The sequence below is a fragment of the Chelativorans salis genome (assembly GCF_025336525.1).
Lineage (GTDB): Bacteria > Pseudomonadota > Alphaproteobacteria > Rhizobiales > Rhizobiaceae > Chelativorans > Chelativorans salis.
The window spans coordinates 1,131,284-1,146,584 of the sequence record NZ_JAOCZP010000001.1; the positions used below are offsets into that span (position 1 = coordinate 1,131,284).

A 15,301-nucleotide genomic window follows, 5' to 3' on the forward strand; every position below is an offset into this window, starting at 1 on the left:
GTGGCACCCCAGAGCCATTACCGCAGCCATCTGTCCGCGACCACAGCGCGCGACGGGGCCTTTTCGCTGGCCCGGCTTGCGGCGGCTTCTCCGCTTCTTCCGCTTCGTCCCTGTCGATCGGTCGACAACTCCCCCCAGTGCAATGCCGGGCGGGAAAGGGCACGGATGACGGTCCGCACGCCAGGTTTTGCGACTGTGCCGGGCTGGCTGCCCGCCAGCTGAAACTCTGCCGGCGATTGCGGAAGACGGCGGCGCAATGCCGCCCGCTTCCAATTTGAACAAACAATAGGAACCACAGAGGAGAACGTCATGACCTCATTCAAGAACCGTTTCCTGACCGGCATTGCGGCCGCGGCGATGCTGGCCGCCGGCGCCGGTAGCGCCGCCGCAGAGACCTGGCGCTACGCCTTCGAAGAGGCAATGACCGACGTGCAGGGTGTCTATGCCCAGAAATTCAAGGAGGAGGTCGAGGCCAACACGGATCATGAGATCCAGCTCTTCCCCTTCGGCACGCTCGGCGAATCCGCCGACATCATGGAGCAGGCACAGGCGGGCATCCTGCAGTTCGTCGATCAGTCGCCGGGCTTCACTGGCGCGCTGATCCCGGAAGCGCAGGTGTTCTTCGTGCCCTACCTCCTGCCGCAGGACCATGAGACTCTTGTGGACTTCTTCCGCACCTCGGTGGCCATCAACGAGATGTTCCCCGAGCTATATGCGCAGCAGGGGCTCGAGCTTCTGAAGATGTTCCCGGAGGGCGAAGTCTGCATGACGACGCAGGAGCCCGTGCACAGCCCGGCCGACCTCAATGAGGTGAAGGTCCGTGTCATGACCAACCCGCTTCTGGTCGAAAGCTACCGCGCCTTCGGCGCCACGCCGACGCCGCTTCCCTGGGGCGAGGTCTATGGCGCTCTGCAGACGGGCATCATCCAGGGTCAGGAGAATCCGACCTTCTGGATCGAATCGACCAAGATGTACGAGGTCAGCCCCGTCATCACCTGCATCGGCCACAACAACTTCACCACCGCGACGATGGCCAACAAGGACTTCTTCGACGGTCTTTCGGAGGAGGATCAGCAGGCGATCCAGAATGCGGCCGACGCGGCGTTCGACCATATTGTTGAATACCAGAAGGGTCTGCACGAGGAATCGCTCGAGAAAATCCGTGAAGCCGGCGGTGAAGACGTGCAGATCAACATTCTGTCCGAGGAGGAGCGCCAACCCTTCATGGAGGCAGCCACGGATGTCGAGGAAGAGTTCATCGGCATGACCGGCGAGAGCGGCCAGCAGATCCTGGACCAGATGAAGGAAGATCTGGCTCAGGCCCAAGGCGGCTAGCCACCGATATTGCCGACCGGGCGCGGGGGCGCCCGGCCGGCACTTCGGCAGAAGAGCGGGGACCAGAAAGTGTCGCAACATCATGACGAGTCGCAGCTGCAGTCGCAGACGGATACGACGGCGGTCGACGACATTACCACCGGCACGTACAAGTCCGACCTGCCGGGCTTTCTCGGTACGATCGACACGGCCATCAGCCGCGTAGAATCAGTACTCCTGGCAGCCGGCGTACTGCTTCTGGCGGCCAACACCATCGCCAATGTCGTCGGCCGCTTCGTCTTTCAGCAAAGCATCTTCTTCTCCGAAGAACTCAATCGCATCCTCATCATCCTGATTACCTTTGCCGGAATCAGTTATGCCGCCCGTCACGGCCGGCACATCCGCATGTCCGCCCTTTATGACGCGCTGCCGTCGGCGCTGCGCAAACCGCTGATGATCGTCATCGCGCTCATCACTGCGGTCTTCATGCTGGGCCTCGCCTGGTATTCGGCGCAATACATCATGACGCTGTACGGCCGCGGGCGCGTGCTGCCTTCGCTGCAGATCCCTGTCTGGATCATCTATCTCTGGGCCCCGGTCGGCTTCTTCATGACCGGGCTCCAGTACATTCTGACGGCGATCAAGAACATGTTGGAAAAGGACATCTACCTCTCGACCAACGTGCTCGAGGGCTACGATGATGAAGAGATCGAGATCTGAGGGCGGGTCATGGCTATCACCATTTTCTCCATCATGATCGTCCTCCTGCTGCTGGGATTCCCGATGATGATCCCGCTCATCATCGGCGCCTTCGTCGGCTTCTATTCGCTGTTCGGCGGAATGGGGCAGTTGGAGACGATGGTGCAGCAGATGATGGCCGGCATCCGCCCGGCCTCGCTGATTGCCGTGCCCATGTTCATATTCGCAGCCGACATCATGACGCGCGGCCAGTCAGCCGGGCGCCTGATCAATCTGGTCATGTCCTTTGTTGGCCACATGCGCGGCGGCCTGGCCGTGTCCACCGCAGCCGCCTGCACCATGTTCGGCGCCGTCTCCGGCTCGACGCAGGCAACTGTCGTCGCGATCGGTTCGCCGCTGCGCCCGCGCATGCTCAAGGCCGGCTACAATGACAGCTTCATCCTCGCCCTGATCGTCAACGCCTCCGACATTGCCTTTCTGATCCCGCCGTCCATCGGCATGATTATCTATGGCGTGATATCGAACACCTCGATCGCCGAGCTTTTCATCGCCGGCGTCGGGCCGGGCATTCTGATCCTCATCCTGTTCTCGATCTATTCCTGGATCTATGCGGTGCGCAATCGCGTGCCGACGGAGGAGAAGGCAAGCTGGGGCGAGCGTCTGTCGGCAATGCAGAAGGCGCTGTGGCCTCTGGGCTTTCCGGTCATCATCATCGGCGGCATCTATGGCGGCGTCTTCAGCCCGACCGAGGCGGCCGCCGCCTGTGTTCTCTATGCGATCTTCCTCGAGATGGTCGTGTTCCGTGAGCTCGACATGAAGGGGCTTTACGACACGGCCAAATCCACGGGCCTCATCACGGCGGTAGTCTTCATCCTCGTCGCTGCCGGGGCGGCCTTCTCCTGGGTCATCTCCTTCGCCCAGATCCCGCAGCAGATCCTCGCCGGCATCGGCATCGACCAGATGGGTCAGATCGGCGTCCTCGTCGTCATCTCCATCGCCTTCTTCATCGGCTGCATGTTCGTGGATCCGATCGTGGTGATCCTCGTGCTGGTGCCGATCTTCGCCCCGGTTGTGAACGCCGTCGGTCTCGATCCGGTGCTGGTTGGAACGATCATCACGCTGCAGGTGGCCATCGGCTCGGCCACGCCCCCATTCGGGTGCGATATCTTCACGGCGATCGCGGTGTTCAAGCGGCCCTACATGGATGTGGTGCGCGGCACGCCGCCCTTCATCCTGATCCTGCTGTGTGTTTCCGCCGCGCTCATCTTTTTCCCGCAGATCGCGCTGTTCCTGCGCGACCTGGCGTTCAGATAGTTCTGGAGAAGAGCCTTGTTCAAACGGATCCTCGTTCCGATGGATGGCTCCAACGGCGCCATGAAGGCGCTAGACATGGCCATTCAAATGCAGAAGAACACCGGCGGCGAGTTGCTGATGGTCACGGTCTTTCGCCATCACAGTCTGCTGGAAGCATCCACATCGATGGTGCGGCCGGCGGACCCGGGGAGCATCGACCAGGCGCTCCGCGAGCACGCGAAAGAAGTGGCCGACGCAGCCAAGAAGCATGCGGTGGAAAAGGGCGCCAGTGCCCCCCGCGCCTTCGTGAAGAACGGCCCGCCGGCGCGCACGATCGTCAAGTTTGCCAAGGAACACGATGCCGACCTCATCGTGCTCGGTAGCCGCGGCCTGGGCGACCGTGAGGGCTACCTTCTGGGTAGCGTCTCACACAAGGTTACGAGCCTTGCGAGCTGCCCGGTGATGGTGGTGTAGAACGAAGTTGGCTTGCACTCGGTCGTGCCTTCGCCTCCCCCGGCACTGCTCTAGCGCTTGAGCGGTGCTGTGTTGGTGGGCCGGCTTCCTCGCCATATTCCCCCTATGCGCCTCATGAGCAAGCCGAGGGCGCGCTGCAAGGCCGCCGAGCGCGCCTTGTCGGCCTGCCGGGCGTAGCGCTGCAAGTCCCGTGTGGCACCCATACCAACCGTGTAGTGCGACATGACAGGCTCCTTCAAAAGACTGCGGCACGAGCCATCCCGCGGCCCGAACATTGTCCGGCCGGGCGGTCGCCCGCACTGCGATTTCTGTATGACCTGAAGGTAGGATCGGCGTAACACGCACGCAAGTGAGAATTAGTTATCTTGTAGTGTGCGTTTATGTTACATGACTCCCATGACCCAACGTCTGCCGAACCTCAACGCGGTCAGAGCCTTCGACGCCGCGGCCCGGCACCAGAGCTTCACGCGGGCTGCCGATGAGCTGGGTGTCACCCATGCTTCGATCAGCCGCTACGTGAAGAACCTGGAAGCGCAGCTCGGGGTGACGCTGTTCGAGCGCCGGCACCGGCAGGTGGTGCTCACACCCGCAGGCGCGCGCTATGCAGACGTCGTCTCCGACGCACTCGCCCTGATTTCCATCGAGACGGGGACGCGCGCGACGCGAAACGTCAAAGGCAAGGTCGTCGTCGAGATCGATTCGGACCTTGCGGTCCTGTGGCTCATGCCGCTTCTGGACAACGAAGTGCTGGACGGGCTCGGTATAGAATTGGAGCTACGCTCCTATCCCGAGCCGCCCCGGACGATCGCGCCTGACACGGACCTGGCGATCACTTGGGGGCCGATGAACGTGCCGGGCTTCTCCCGGGAGCTGTTCCTGAGCTTCACCATGTTTCCCGTCTGCGCACCGCAGCGGGAGGAGCATGTGCGCATGCATGGACTGGCGGCGAACAAGCTCATCTACGATCGCGGGGTGAGCACCTGGGATCAGTTTCTGAAGCGCGCCGGCACCGGTCTTGACGCCGCCGAGGGACACCTGATCTTCCACCGCACGCATCTGTGCATGGAAGCGGCCGCCCGTGGCCTAGGGGTGGCTGTCGGCGACGACGTCACCGCTGCCGCGATGCTGCGCGAGGGGCGGCTGGTTCGCCCCTTCGGCCCATCCATGCCGGGGCGGCAGTCCTACCATCTTTCCACCGCTTCGCGCGGACCGGTCCGCCCGCCGGTCGCGGCGCTGCGCAGCTGGCTGCTCGAGCAGGCCGCCGATCACGTTCGGTGGGCGCGCGAAGCAGGCTTATCGCCGCCGCTGGAAAAATAGCGGCATGGCCGCTGCACCGAGGAAGGTTCTCTTCACGCAGCCTTCTTCGCCAGCCGCGCCCTGATGCTTTCCACATCGGCGCGCGGCGTGGCGGCGAAGAGGGTCTTGGTGTAGTCGTGCTTGGGGTCAGAGAAGACCTCGTCGCGCGTGCCGTACTCCACCGCCTCACCGAAATACATCACCATCACCTCATCGGCGATGTAGCGTACCACCGAGAGGTCATGGCTGATGAAGACGAAGGTGAGGCCGAACTCGTCCTGCAGGTCGGCCAAGAGGTTCAAGACCTGTGCCTGCACCGACAGGTCGAGCGCGGAGACCGGCTCGTCGAGCACGAGAAGCCGCGGATTGAGCATGAGGGCGCGGGCAATAGCTATGCGCTGGCGCTGGCCGCCCGAAAACATGTGCGGATAGCGGTTGAAGTGCTCGGGAGCGAGGCCGACCTTCTTGAGCATCTGCATGGCGCGCTCGCGCCGCTCGCTCACGGGAATGTTGGAATTGATGATGAGCGGCTCCATCAAAACGTCGCCGATCTTCTGGCGCGGGTTGAGCGAGCCGTAGGGATTCTGGAAGACGATCTGCACCTTGCGGCGCAGTTCCGACGTCAGCCCCTTTTTTGCGATGTCGACCTTTTCGCCGTCGATGAGAAGTTCGCCCGAGGTGGGCGCGTCGATCATGGTGATCATGCGCGCCAGCGTCGACTTTCCGCAGCCCGATTCGCCGACGATGGCGAGCGTCTTGCCCTTCTCCAGCTTCAAGCTGACGCCCTTCACCGCATGGATGGTCCGCCCCTGGCGGAAGAGCCCGCCGCCGATGTGGTAGTCGCGGACGATCTCGCGGGTCTCCAGCACGATCTCGCTCATGTGCGCGCTCCCGTGTATGGCGTGTCGTCGAATGCGAAGTCGGAAACTGTGGGCAGACGGTCGCCGACCGCATTCTCCGGCAGAGCGGAAAGAAGCGCCCGCGTGTACGCGCTCTTCGGTTTTTCGAAGAGGGAGAGCACATCCGCCTCCTCCATCTTGCGTCCCATATACTGGACGACGACACGGTCCGCCGTTTCGGCCACCACGCCCATATCGTGGGTGATCAGGATCAGACCCATGCCGGTCTTGGCCTGCAGGTCCATGAGGAGGTCGAGGATCTGCTTTTGGATGGTCACGTCGAGCGCAGTGGTCGGCTCGTCGGCGATCAGCAGCTTTGGGCCGCAGGCAAGCGCGATGGCAATCATAACGCGCTGGCACTGACCGCCCGACATCTGGTGCGGAAAGGCGCCCAGGCGGTCTTCCGGCTCTGGAACGCCGACGGATTGCAGAAGTTCGACGGCGCGGCGGCGGCGGGCTGCCCGGTCGAGATCGGTGTGCTCACGCAGGGTCTCCTCGATCTGGAAGCCAACGGTGAAGCACGGGTTGAGGCTGGCGACTGGCTCCTGAAAGATCATGGCGATGTCGTTGCCGGCGATGCGGCGCCGCTCAGCGGGCGACAGGTTGAGGATGTCGCGGCCCTGGAAGGTCATACGATCCGCCGTCACCGTTGCGGTCCAGGGCAACAGCCCCATGACGGCCAGCATGGAGACGGACTTGCCGGAGCCCGATTCGCCGACGATGGCCAGCACCTCGCCTTCCTCCACGGACAACGAAATGCCGTCGACGGCGCGCAGCTTGCCGGCTGCGGTGTCGAACTCGACGGTGAGGTTTTCGATCTCGAGCAGGGACATCGTCACGACCTCTTCAGTTTCGGATCGAGCGCGTCGCGCAGGCCGTCGCCCATCAGGTTGATGGCAAGCACGGTGACGAGGATGGCGATGCCGGGGAAGGTGACCACCCACCAAGCGCGCAGGATGAACTCACGCGCCTCTGCAAGCATTGTGCCCCATTCCGGAGTCGGCGGCTGCGCACCCATGCCGAGGAAGCCGAGCGCGGCCGCATCGAGAATGGCGGTGGAGAAGGAGAGTGCGGCCTGGACGATGAGCGGTGCCGTGCAGTTGGGCAGGATGGTCTTGAACATCAGCCTGAGATTGCCGGCGCCGGCGACGCGGGCCGCGGTCACATAGTCCCTGCCCTTCTCCGCCATGACGGCGGCGCGCGTGAGACGCACATAGTGCGGCTGTTGCACCAGGGCGATGGCGATCATCGCGTTCACGAGCCCCGGCCCCAGGATAGCGACGAGAACCAGCGCCAGGAGCAACGACGGGAAGGCCAGGATGATGTCCATCATGCGCATGACGACGGTATCGACGGCGCCGCGGAAATAGCCGGCCAACAGGCCGACGAAGATGCCTACGGTGACGGCGAGTGAGACGACGACGACACCGATGAAAAGCGAGAAGCGGGCGCCGTAGATGAGGCGCGAGAGGATGTCGCGTCCCACCGCATCCGTGCCGAGAACGAACTCCCACCGCCCACCGTCCTCCCAGACCGGCGGCAGGAGAAAGGCGCCGCGGTTCTGCATGCTGGGGCTATGCGGGGCGATGACGGGCGCCAGGACGGCGATGGCGACGATGACGACGAAGACCGCCAAGCCGATGACCGCACCCCTGTTCTGGCGGAAGTAGTACCAGAACTCGGCAAGGCGCGCGCGGCGCGTGACGGCGATCGGAGCGCCGCCTTCGAGGCCAATGGCTGCATCGGTGCTTTTGGTGTTTGTGGCCATGGCTTCAGTGCCTGATCCTGGGGTTCACCAGACCGTAGAGCACGTCGACGATCAGGTTGACGATCATGATGATGCCGGCGATCAGCAAGAGCCCGCCCTGCACCACCGCGTAATCGCGCTTGAACACGCTGTCGACCATCCACTTGCCGATGCCCGGCCAAGAGAAGATGGTCTCGGTCAGGATGGCACCGGCGAGCAACACGCCGACCTGCAGCCCGATGGTGGTGATGACCGGGATGAGCGCGTTGCGCAGCGCGTGCAGACCGATCACCCGGCGCGGCGGCAGCCCCTTGGCGCGGGCGGTGCGCACATAATCCTCGCCCAGCACCTCGAGCATGGCCGAGCGCGTCTGCCGCGCGATCACGGCAAGCGGAATGGTGGCGAGCACGACCGTCGGCAGGATGAGATGCGAGGCGGCGGACTTGAAGGCGCCGTCCTGGCCCGACAGCAGGCTGTCGATGAGCATGAAGCCGGTCACCGGCGGGAAATAGTAAAGGAGCGAGATGCGGCCCGAGACCGGCGTCCAGCCGAGCACGCCTGAGAAAAGGATGATGAGCAGCAGGCCCCACCAGAAGATTGGCATGGAATAGCCGACCAGAGCCGAACCCATGATCGTCTGATCCAGCCACGAGCCGCGTCTTACGGCGGCAAGCATACCCACCGGCACGCCGATGACGACGGCGAGCACGATAGCGCAGAACGAGAGCTCCAGCGTCGCCGGGAAGAGGGTGAAGAACTCCTGCAGCACCGGACGCTTGGTGACGATGGAGGTGCCGAAGTCACCCTGCAGCAGGTCGAGCAGGTAGTTGAAATACTGCACGACGAGAGGCCTGTCGAAGCCCATGGTGGATTGGAGCTGCTGATAACGCTCCTCGGTCATGCCGCGCTCGCCTGCGAGCAGCATGATGGGGTCGCCGGGCAGCAGGCGAATGAAGGAGAAGGCGACGATGGAGACCCCGATGAAAGTGGGGATCAGCAGCGCCAGCCGCGAAAACAGAAAGCGGAACATGAAACAACAAAGGCCGGCGGTAGCTTGCGCTACCGCCGGTTCCCGATCACGGTTGAGCCTATTTATTCGGCGATGTCGACACCCTCGAAGGAATGGCCGCCGAGCGGATCCATCTTGTAGCCGGTAACTTCCTTGAGCATGGGCATGAAGACGACCGAGTGGGCGATGGTGGCCCAGGGTGCCTCGCGCTTGAAGACGACCTGAGCCTGCTCATAGAGATCGGCGCGCTCTTCCTGCGAGGAGAGCGTCTTGGCCTCCTGGACGAGGTTGTTGAATTCCTCGTTGCACCACTGGGCGCGGTTGGCGCCGCCGACCGCATCGCAGCCGAGCAGAACGGCGAGGAAGTTGTCCGGATCGCCATTGTCACCCGTCCAGCCGAGCAGCACCGCGCCGTCGCGGTCGACTGCCTTGGAGCGCTCAAGATACTCGCCCCACTCGTAGGAGACGATCTCCACGTCGACACCGATCTGGGAGAAGTCCTCCTGGATGAGCTCGGCCATGCGGCGGGCATTCGGGTTGTAAGGCCGCTGCACAGGCATCGCCCAGACCTTCATGGAAAGGTCGGTGACGCCAGCCTCCTCCAGCATCTGCTTGGCCGCCTCGGGATCGTAGGGGTCGTCCTCGATCTCCTCGTTGTAGGACCACATGGTCGGCGGGATCGGGTTCTTGGCGATCTGGCCGGCACCCTGGAACACGGCGTCGAGAATGGCCTCCTTGTTGATGGCCATATTCAGCGCCTTGCGCACCTCGACCTTATCGAACGGCTCCTGCTGGGTGTTGTAGGCGAGGTAGCCGACATTGAGGCCTTCCTGCTGCATCACAGTGAGCTGGTCGTTGGACTTGAGACTCTCGATGTCCGCCGGGTTCGGATACGGCATGACGTGGCACTCGCCGGCGAGCAGTTTCTGCTGGCGCACCGAGGCGTCTGTCGTGATGGCGAAGACGAGGTCGTCGATCGGCTCTTTGCCGTCCCAGTAGTCTGGGTGCGCCTGGTAGCGGATCACCGCGTCAGGCTGGTAAGCGACGAACTGGAAGGGACCCGTGCCGACAGGCTTCTGGTTGAGGTCGGACTCGCTGCCGCTCTCGGAAAGCTGGTCGGCATACTCCTTGGAGAGGATGGAAGCGAAATCCATGGCCATGTTGGCGATGAAAGGCGCCTCCGGCCGGGTCAGCACGAACTTGACCGTCATGTCGTCCACCTTCTCGATGGACTTGAGGAGGTCCGGCATGGACATGGCGTTGAAGTATTCCCAGCTCGCGCCCTCGACATAGGCGTTATAGGGATGGTCCTCGCTCAGCTGACGCTCGAAGGAGAACAGCACGTCATCGGCATTGAACGTGCGCGTCGGCGTGTAGAAGTCCGTCGTGTGGAAGTTGACGTCCTCGCGCAGGTGGAAAGTGTATTCCAGACCGTCGTCGGAGACTTCCCAGCTCTCAGCAAGGCCGGGGACGACATTGGTGGTACCGGGTTCGAACTGGACAAGACGGTTGTAGACGGGCTTTGACGAGGCGTCGAAGGTCGTGCCGGCAGTGTAAAGCGCCGGATCAAAGCCCTCAGGGCTGCCCTCTGAGCAATAGACGAGCGTCTTGGCACTCGCCGCGCCGCTCAGCATTGTGGCGGCAAGCAGCGCGGCCGCGAATGTCAGCTTCGTGTTCATGGGATTCTCCCTGTTGTTATATCGAGCCCTTCCCACAGGCTCGTGGAAGCCGCATATAAGCAAAGTTCTTTTGGGGAGGGAACTCCTCCCGGTGTAATAAAATTTCGCATTTCGTGAATTTTGTTTCACAAGTCTTTTTCGGCGGTGGACTGGCTGCGCAGCCACCGGCACATTGCAAGAGCGGGGTACGAAGCCTCGGAAAAGTGGCGGCAAGCCGAAGCGAGGAGGTGTCCATGGCCGGCGACTGGATCGACAGAGTTCTCTCCTTCTGGTTCGAGGAGATCGAACGGGAGGGCTGGTTCAAAAGCAATGGCGAACTGGACGAGACGATCCGCCAGCGCTTCGGCAAGCTGCACGAGCGGCTGAGTACCGAGGCACCGAAGGAGGCGGCCGAGGATCCCCGCGCGGCGCTCGCCGCCGTCATCTTGTTCGACCAGTTTCCGCGCAACATGTTTCGCGGCACCGCCAGGGCTTTCTCGACAGATGACCTTGCCATCCGGATTGCGCGTGAGGCGGTGGAGAAGCGGCTGGACGAAGGGCTGTCTGATGAGCAGCGGCAGTTTTTATACATGCCGTTCCAGCACTCGGAGGTTCTGGCAGACCAGGAGCATGCGGTGATGCTGTTTAAGGCGCTGGGCGACGAGGAGGCGCTGCGCTATGCCGTGGAACATCGGGACATCATCGAACGTTTCGGCCGCTTTCCACACCGCAACCGGGCGCTGGGCCGCGTCAGCACGCGCGACGAGGCGGCCTTTCTGGAAGGGCACAAGGGCTTCGGGCAGTAGGCGCAGCGCAAGGCTTGCCGGTGGGGGACACGCCGCAATAAGGTGGCAGCATCGGGAGCAGCGCCAACCGGAATGCGCAAGGCCAGTGGCGGAAAATGTGACGACCGGATATTAACGTGGACGTGAAGGTAAACGGGAGTTTCCAAAGGGAGGGAAATTTGGCCAAGACCACCACCAAGGGCAAGACGGGCGGCGAGAAGAAGAAAACAAGCGCCCGCGCCGGAAAACCGCAGACTGCCGCGAGCGACGACACGCAGCCCAAGGCGGCACCCAAGCGCTCGTCCACTCGCGCCGCAGCGGAGAAGAAGCCTGCTGCCAAGACCGCGGCAAAAGCCGCCGACACCGGTAAGAAGAGCGCGAAAGCAGCCACGCCAAAGACAGCGGGCGTCAAGACCGCAGCGGCCAAACCTGCCTCCACCCGCTCCGCAACGTCGAAGGCGACTGCCTCGAAAGCCGCAGGCACAAAAGCCTCAGGCACAAAGGCGGCGCCTGCGAAGACCGCCAGCGCCAGGACAACAGCCAGCAAACCCGCGCGTGCCGCCAAGGCTGCGCAGAAGCCGTGGCTGAAGAGCTATCCCAAGGAGATTCCGGCCGAAATCGGGGCGTTCGAGCACAGTTCCCTCGGCGATATGCTGCTGGCCTCATGCCGCGCCTTCGCCGAGCGGCCGGCGTTCACCTGCATGGACAAGACGCTCACCTTCGCGGAACTGGAGAAGGCGTCGCGCGACTTCGCCGCCTACCTGCAGTCGAAAGGGCTGAAGAAGGGTGCGCGCGTGGCCATCATGATGCCCAACGTGCTGCAATATCCGGTGGTGATGCTGGCGGCGCTGAGGGCGGGATTTGTAGTCGTCAACGTCAATCCTCTCTACACACCGCGCGAGCTCGAACACCAGCTCAAGGATGCGGGGGCGGAAGCCATCGTCATTCTGGAGAACTTCGCCAAGACGCTGCAGACGGCGATCGGCAAGACCGATGTGAAGCACGTGGTGGTGGCCACAATGGGCGACATGATGGGGCTGAAGGGCCATATCGTGAACTTCGTCGTGCGCCGCGTGAAGAAGCTAGTGCCGGCGTGGGAGCTGCCCGACCACGTGCCCTTCAAGAGTGCCATGAAGAAAGGCGCGGGGCTGCGTTTCGAGCCCACCGATGTTGGCATCGATGATATCGCTTTCCTGCAATATACGGGCGGCACGACGGGCGTTGCAAAGGGGGCGATGCTGCTCCACCGCAACGTGCTCGCCAATGTAATGCAGAACGAGATATGGCAGGAGACGGCCTATCTGAAGCGGCCCCGGCCCGAGCGCTCGGTCTATATCTGCGCACTGCCGCTCTACCACATCTACGCGCTGACGGTGAACGCGATGATGGGCATGAAGCTCGGGGCGCAGAACATCCTCATTCCCAATCCGCGCGACATTCCCGCCCTCGTCAAGGAGCTTGGCAAGTACGACTTCAGCGTCTTTCCCGGCCTCAACACGCTGTTCAACGCGCTGTTGAACAACGAGGATTTCCGCAAGCTCGACTTCAAGAACCTTGCCCTCACATTCGGCGGCGGGATGGCCGTGCAGCGCTCCGTGGCCAAGCGCTGGAAGGAGGTCACCGGCTGCCCTGTCGCCCAGGGCTACGGGCTTTCCGAGACCTCGCCGGTCGCCACCGTCAACCGTTTCGACAACGAAGAATTCAACGGCACGATCGGCCTGCCCATCCCCTCCACCGACGTAGCAATCCGCGACGACAACGGCCGCGACGTGAAGACGGGCGAGGTGGGGGAAATCTGCATCCGCGGGCCGCAGGTGATGGGCGGCTACTGGAACCGGCCGGACGAGACCAAGAAAAGCATGACGAAGGATGGCTTCTTCAAGTCCGGCGATATGGGCGTGATGGACGCCGACGGTCGCGTCAAGATCGTTGACCGCAAGAAGGACATGATCAACGTCTCCGGCTTCAACGTCTATCCGAACGAGCTTGAGGATGTGGTGGCGCAGCATCCCGGTGTGAGCGAAGTGGCGGCAATCGGCGTGCCGGACGAACATTCGGGCGAGGTGCCGAAGCTGTTCGTGGTGAAGAAGGACGATTCGCTCACCGAAGAAGACATCATCGCGTTCTGCCGCAAGGAGCTGACCGGCTATAAGCGGCCGAAGCACGTCGAATTCCGCAGCGAGTTGCCGAAGTCCAATGTGGGCAAGATCCTGCGTAGGGAGCTGCGCTGAAACGGCCTCCTCCCCCTTGTGGCAGGGCTGTCGCATGTGGATGGAGTCACTGTTCGGCTTCGCCGGACCCCTACCCTCAATCCCTCCCCTCAAGGGGGAGGGAAGCCGGCCGAGCTCGCCATCGTCCCCCTCCCCCTTGAAGGGAGGGATTGAGGGTAGGGGTGGGGGCTAAAATCAGGGCGAAAACCATATCCGACGGCCCTCCCTTGCGAGGAGGGAAGTCGCTTCACCGCCGCGTTATCCCTGCCGCAAAGCCCTTATGTGCGCGACCAGGCCCGAGGTGGAGGCATCGCGGGCCGAGGCGTCCTTTTTGCCCTCCACCACCGGCAAGAGCTCCGTCGCCAGCTCCTTGCCGAGCTCGACGCCCCACTGGTCGAAGGCGTTGATGCGGAAGAGTGCGGCCTCGACGAAGACCCGGTGCTCGTAGAGCGCGATCAGACGGCCGAGGGCGAAGGGGTCGAGCTTATCGTAGACAATGGTGAGCGAGGGGCGGTTGCCGGGGAAGACGCGGTGGGGGGCGAGCGCCCTCGCCTCCGCTTCTCCCATGCCCTTGGCCCGGAGCTGGGCCGTGGCCTCCTCCAGCGTGCGGCCTTTCATCAGGGCTTCCGATTGGGCGAGGCAGTTGGCGACCAGCAGGTCGTGATGATGCTTCAGCGCCGGCTCATGGCCGTTGGCGGCCAGAATGAACTCGACGGGGATGACGTCCGTGCCCTGGTGCAGAAGCTGGAAGAAGGCGTGTTGGCCATTGGTGCCCGGCTCACCCCAGACGAGCGGCCCGGTAGGGATGGCGACGGGATCGCCGTCGAGGGTGACACGTTTGCCGTTCGATTCCATATCGAGCTGTTGCAGATAGGCGGGCAGGCGGGAAAGCCGCTGGTCATAGGGGATGACGGCACGGGCGGGATAGGCGCAGACGGCGCGGTGCCAGAAGCCGACGAGGCCGAGGAGCACCGGCATGTTTTCACGCGCCGGCGCCTCGCGGAAATGCCGGTCCATGGCCTCCGCGCCGGCGAGGAAGCGGCGGAAATTCTCAGAGCCGACGGCGATCATGATGGGCAGGCCGATCGCCGACCAGAGCGAGTAGCGTCCGCCGACCCAATCCCAGAAGCCGAAAACGCGGGTCTCATCGATGCCGAAGGCGGCGACCTTGTCGAGAGCGGTGGAGACGGCGGCGAAATGGGCGCCGACGGCGCCGGAGCCGAGTTTCTCCGCCATCCAGGTGCGGGCCGTACCAGCGTTGGTCATGGTCTCGACGGTGGTGAAGGTTTTCGAGGCGACGATGAAAAGCGTCGTCTCGGGATCGAGCTCCTTCAGCGTATCGGCAATGTGGGCGCCGTCGACGTTGGAGACATAGTGGAGGCGCGGACCGTCGTGATAGGGAGCCAGCGCCAGCGTTGCCATGGCCGGGCCGAGATCGGAGCCGCCGATGCCGATGTTGACGACGTCGGTGAAGCGCTTGCCAGTGGCGCCCGTAAGATCGCCCGCGCGCACGGCCTCGGCGAATGCGCTCATCGCCGAAAGCACGGCTTCGACATCCGGCATGACGTCCTGGCCGTCGAGCATGACCGGTGTGCTGGAGTTGCGCAGGGCGGTGTGCAGGACAGCGCGATCTTCCGTGGTGTTGATGCGCTCGCCGGAGAACATCGCCTCGCGGCGTTCAGCAAGGCCGGCGGCGTCGGCAAAATCGGTGAGAAGCCGCAACGTCTCGTCGCCGACGGCGCATTTCGAATAGTCGAGAAGCATGTCGTCGGAAGCGACCGAATAGCGCGAGAAGCGCTCCGGATCGGCGGCGAAGGCGGCGCGCAGGTCGAAATCGCGATTCTCTTCCCGGTGCCGCCGCAGTGCGGCCAGGGTGTCCTCGTAAGCGCTCATGTGGTGCTTCTCCTTCCTCGGCGG

Annotated in this window: 14 protein-coding genes; 7 read left to right on the forward strand and 7 right to left on the reverse strand. The window is 63.2% G+C overall.

Annotation, left to right across the window (positions count from 1 at the left end; translation table 11 throughout):
• The first annotated feature begins 309 nt into the window (after positions 1–309).
• The 4 genes from N5A92_RS05300 (at position 310) to N5A92_RS05315 (ending at position 3,780) form a co-directional block, all read left to right on the forward strand.
• Positions 310–1,335: a TRAP transporter substrate-binding protein gene (locus N5A92_RS05300; RefSeq protein WP_260900843.1), complete on the forward strand. Its 1,026-nt coding sequence runs from the start codon at positions 310–312 to the stop codon at positions 1,333–1,335.
• A gap of 69 nt (positions 1,336–1,404) precedes the next feature.
• Positions 1,405–2,034, forward strand: coding sequence for a TRAP transporter small permease (locus N5A92_RS05305; protein ID WP_260900844.1), 630 nt, complete (start codon positions 1,405–1,407; stop codon positions 2,032–2,034).
• A 9-nt stretch (positions 2,035–2,043) separates the two neighbouring features.
• Positions 2,044–3,327, forward strand: coding sequence for a TRAP transporter large permease (locus tag N5A92_RS05310; protein WP_260900845.1), 1,284 nt, complete (start codon positions 2,044–2,046; stop codon positions 3,325–3,327).
• 15 nt (positions 3,328–3,342) lie between these two features.
• Positions 3,343–3,780: a universal stress protein gene (locus N5A92_RS05315; RefSeq protein ID WP_260900846.1), complete on the forward strand. Its 438-nt coding sequence runs from the start codon at positions 3,343–3,345 to the stop codon at positions 3,778–3,780.
• 50 nt (positions 3,781–3,830) lie between these two features.
• On the opposite strand, the gene N5A92_RS05320 is transcribed toward N5A92_RS05315, so the two are convergent.
• Positions 3,831–4,004, reverse strand: coding sequence for a hypothetical protein (locus N5A92_RS05320; RefSeq protein ID WP_260900848.1), 174 nt, complete (start codon positions 4,002–4,004; stop codon positions 3,831–3,833).
• Positions 4,005–4,176: 172 nt separating this feature from the next.
• Between N5A92_RS05320 and N5A92_RS05325 the strand changes: the two genes are divergently transcribed.
• On the forward strand, positions 4,177–5,097 hold the full coding sequence (locus N5A92_RS05325; RefSeq protein ID WP_260900849.1) for a LysR family transcriptional regulator: 921 nt from the start codon (positions 4,177–4,179) through the stop codon (positions 5,095–5,097).
• Between the two features lie 32 nt (positions 5,098–5,129).
• On the opposite strand, the gene N5A92_RS05330 is transcribed toward N5A92_RS05325, so the two are convergent.
• The 5 genes from N5A92_RS05330 to N5A92_RS05350 all read right to left on the reverse strand — a co-directional run bounded on the left by N5A92_RS05330 (position 5,130) and on the right by N5A92_RS05350 (position 10,410).
• Positions 5,130–5,957, reverse strand: a complete 828-nt coding sequence (locus N5A92_RS05330; RefSeq protein ID WP_260900850.1) for a dipeptide ABC transporter ATP-binding protein — start codon at positions 5,955–5,957, stop codon at positions 5,130–5,132.
• Positions 5,954–6,808 (reverse strand): ABC transporter ATP-binding protein, encoded by an 855-nt coding sequence (locus N5A92_RS05335; protein ID WP_260900851.1) that lies wholly within the window; start codon positions 6,806–6,808, stop codon positions 5,954–5,956. The genes N5A92_RS05330 and N5A92_RS05335 overlap by 4 nt, the downstream gene beginning before the upstream one ends.
• 2 nt (positions 6,809–6,810) lie before the next feature.
• Positions 6,811–7,743 (reverse strand): ABC transporter permease subunit, encoded by a 933-nt coding sequence (locus N5A92_RS05340; protein WP_260900852.1) that lies wholly within the window; start codon positions 7,741–7,743, stop codon positions 6,811–6,813.
• Positions 7,744–7,747: 4 nt separating this feature from the next.
• On the reverse strand, positions 7,748–8,752 hold the full coding sequence (locus tag N5A92_RS05345) for an ABC transporter permease subunit (RefSeq protein ID WP_260900853.1): 1,005 nt from the start codon (positions 8,750–8,752) through the stop codon (positions 7,748–7,750).
• Between the two features lie 62 nt (positions 8,753–8,814).
• Positions 8,815–10,410 carry an ABC transporter substrate-binding protein gene (locus N5A92_RS05350; RefSeq protein ID WP_260900854.1) on the reverse strand — a complete coding sequence of 532 codons (1,596 nt, stop codon included), beginning with the start codon at positions 10,408–10,410 and terminating at the stop codon, positions 8,815–8,817.
• A 233-nt stretch (positions 10,411–10,643) separates the two neighbouring features.
• Between N5A92_RS05350 and N5A92_RS05355 the strand changes: the two genes are divergently transcribed.
• Positions 10,644–11,195 (forward strand): DUF924 family protein, encoded by a 552-nt coding sequence (locus tag N5A92_RS05355; protein ID WP_260900855.1) that lies wholly within the window; start codon positions 10,644–10,646, stop codon positions 11,193–11,195.
• 158 nt (positions 11,196–11,353) lie between these two features.
• Complete coding sequence (locus N5A92_RS05360; protein WP_260900856.1) at positions 11,354–13,405, forward strand: long-chain-fatty-acid--CoA ligase; 2,052 nt, start codon at positions 11,354–11,356, stop codon at positions 13,403–13,405.
• A 237-nt stretch (positions 13,406–13,642) separates the two neighbouring features.
• Here N5A92_RS05360 and pgi read toward each other — a convergent pair whose 3' ends face one another.
• Positions 13,643–15,277 (reverse strand): glucose-6-phosphate isomerase, encoded by a 1,635-nt coding sequence (gene pgi / locus N5A92_RS05365; RefSeq protein WP_260900858.1) that lies wholly within the window; start codon positions 15,275–15,277, stop codon positions 13,643–13,645.
• Positions 15,278–15,301: the final 24 nt, after the last annotated feature.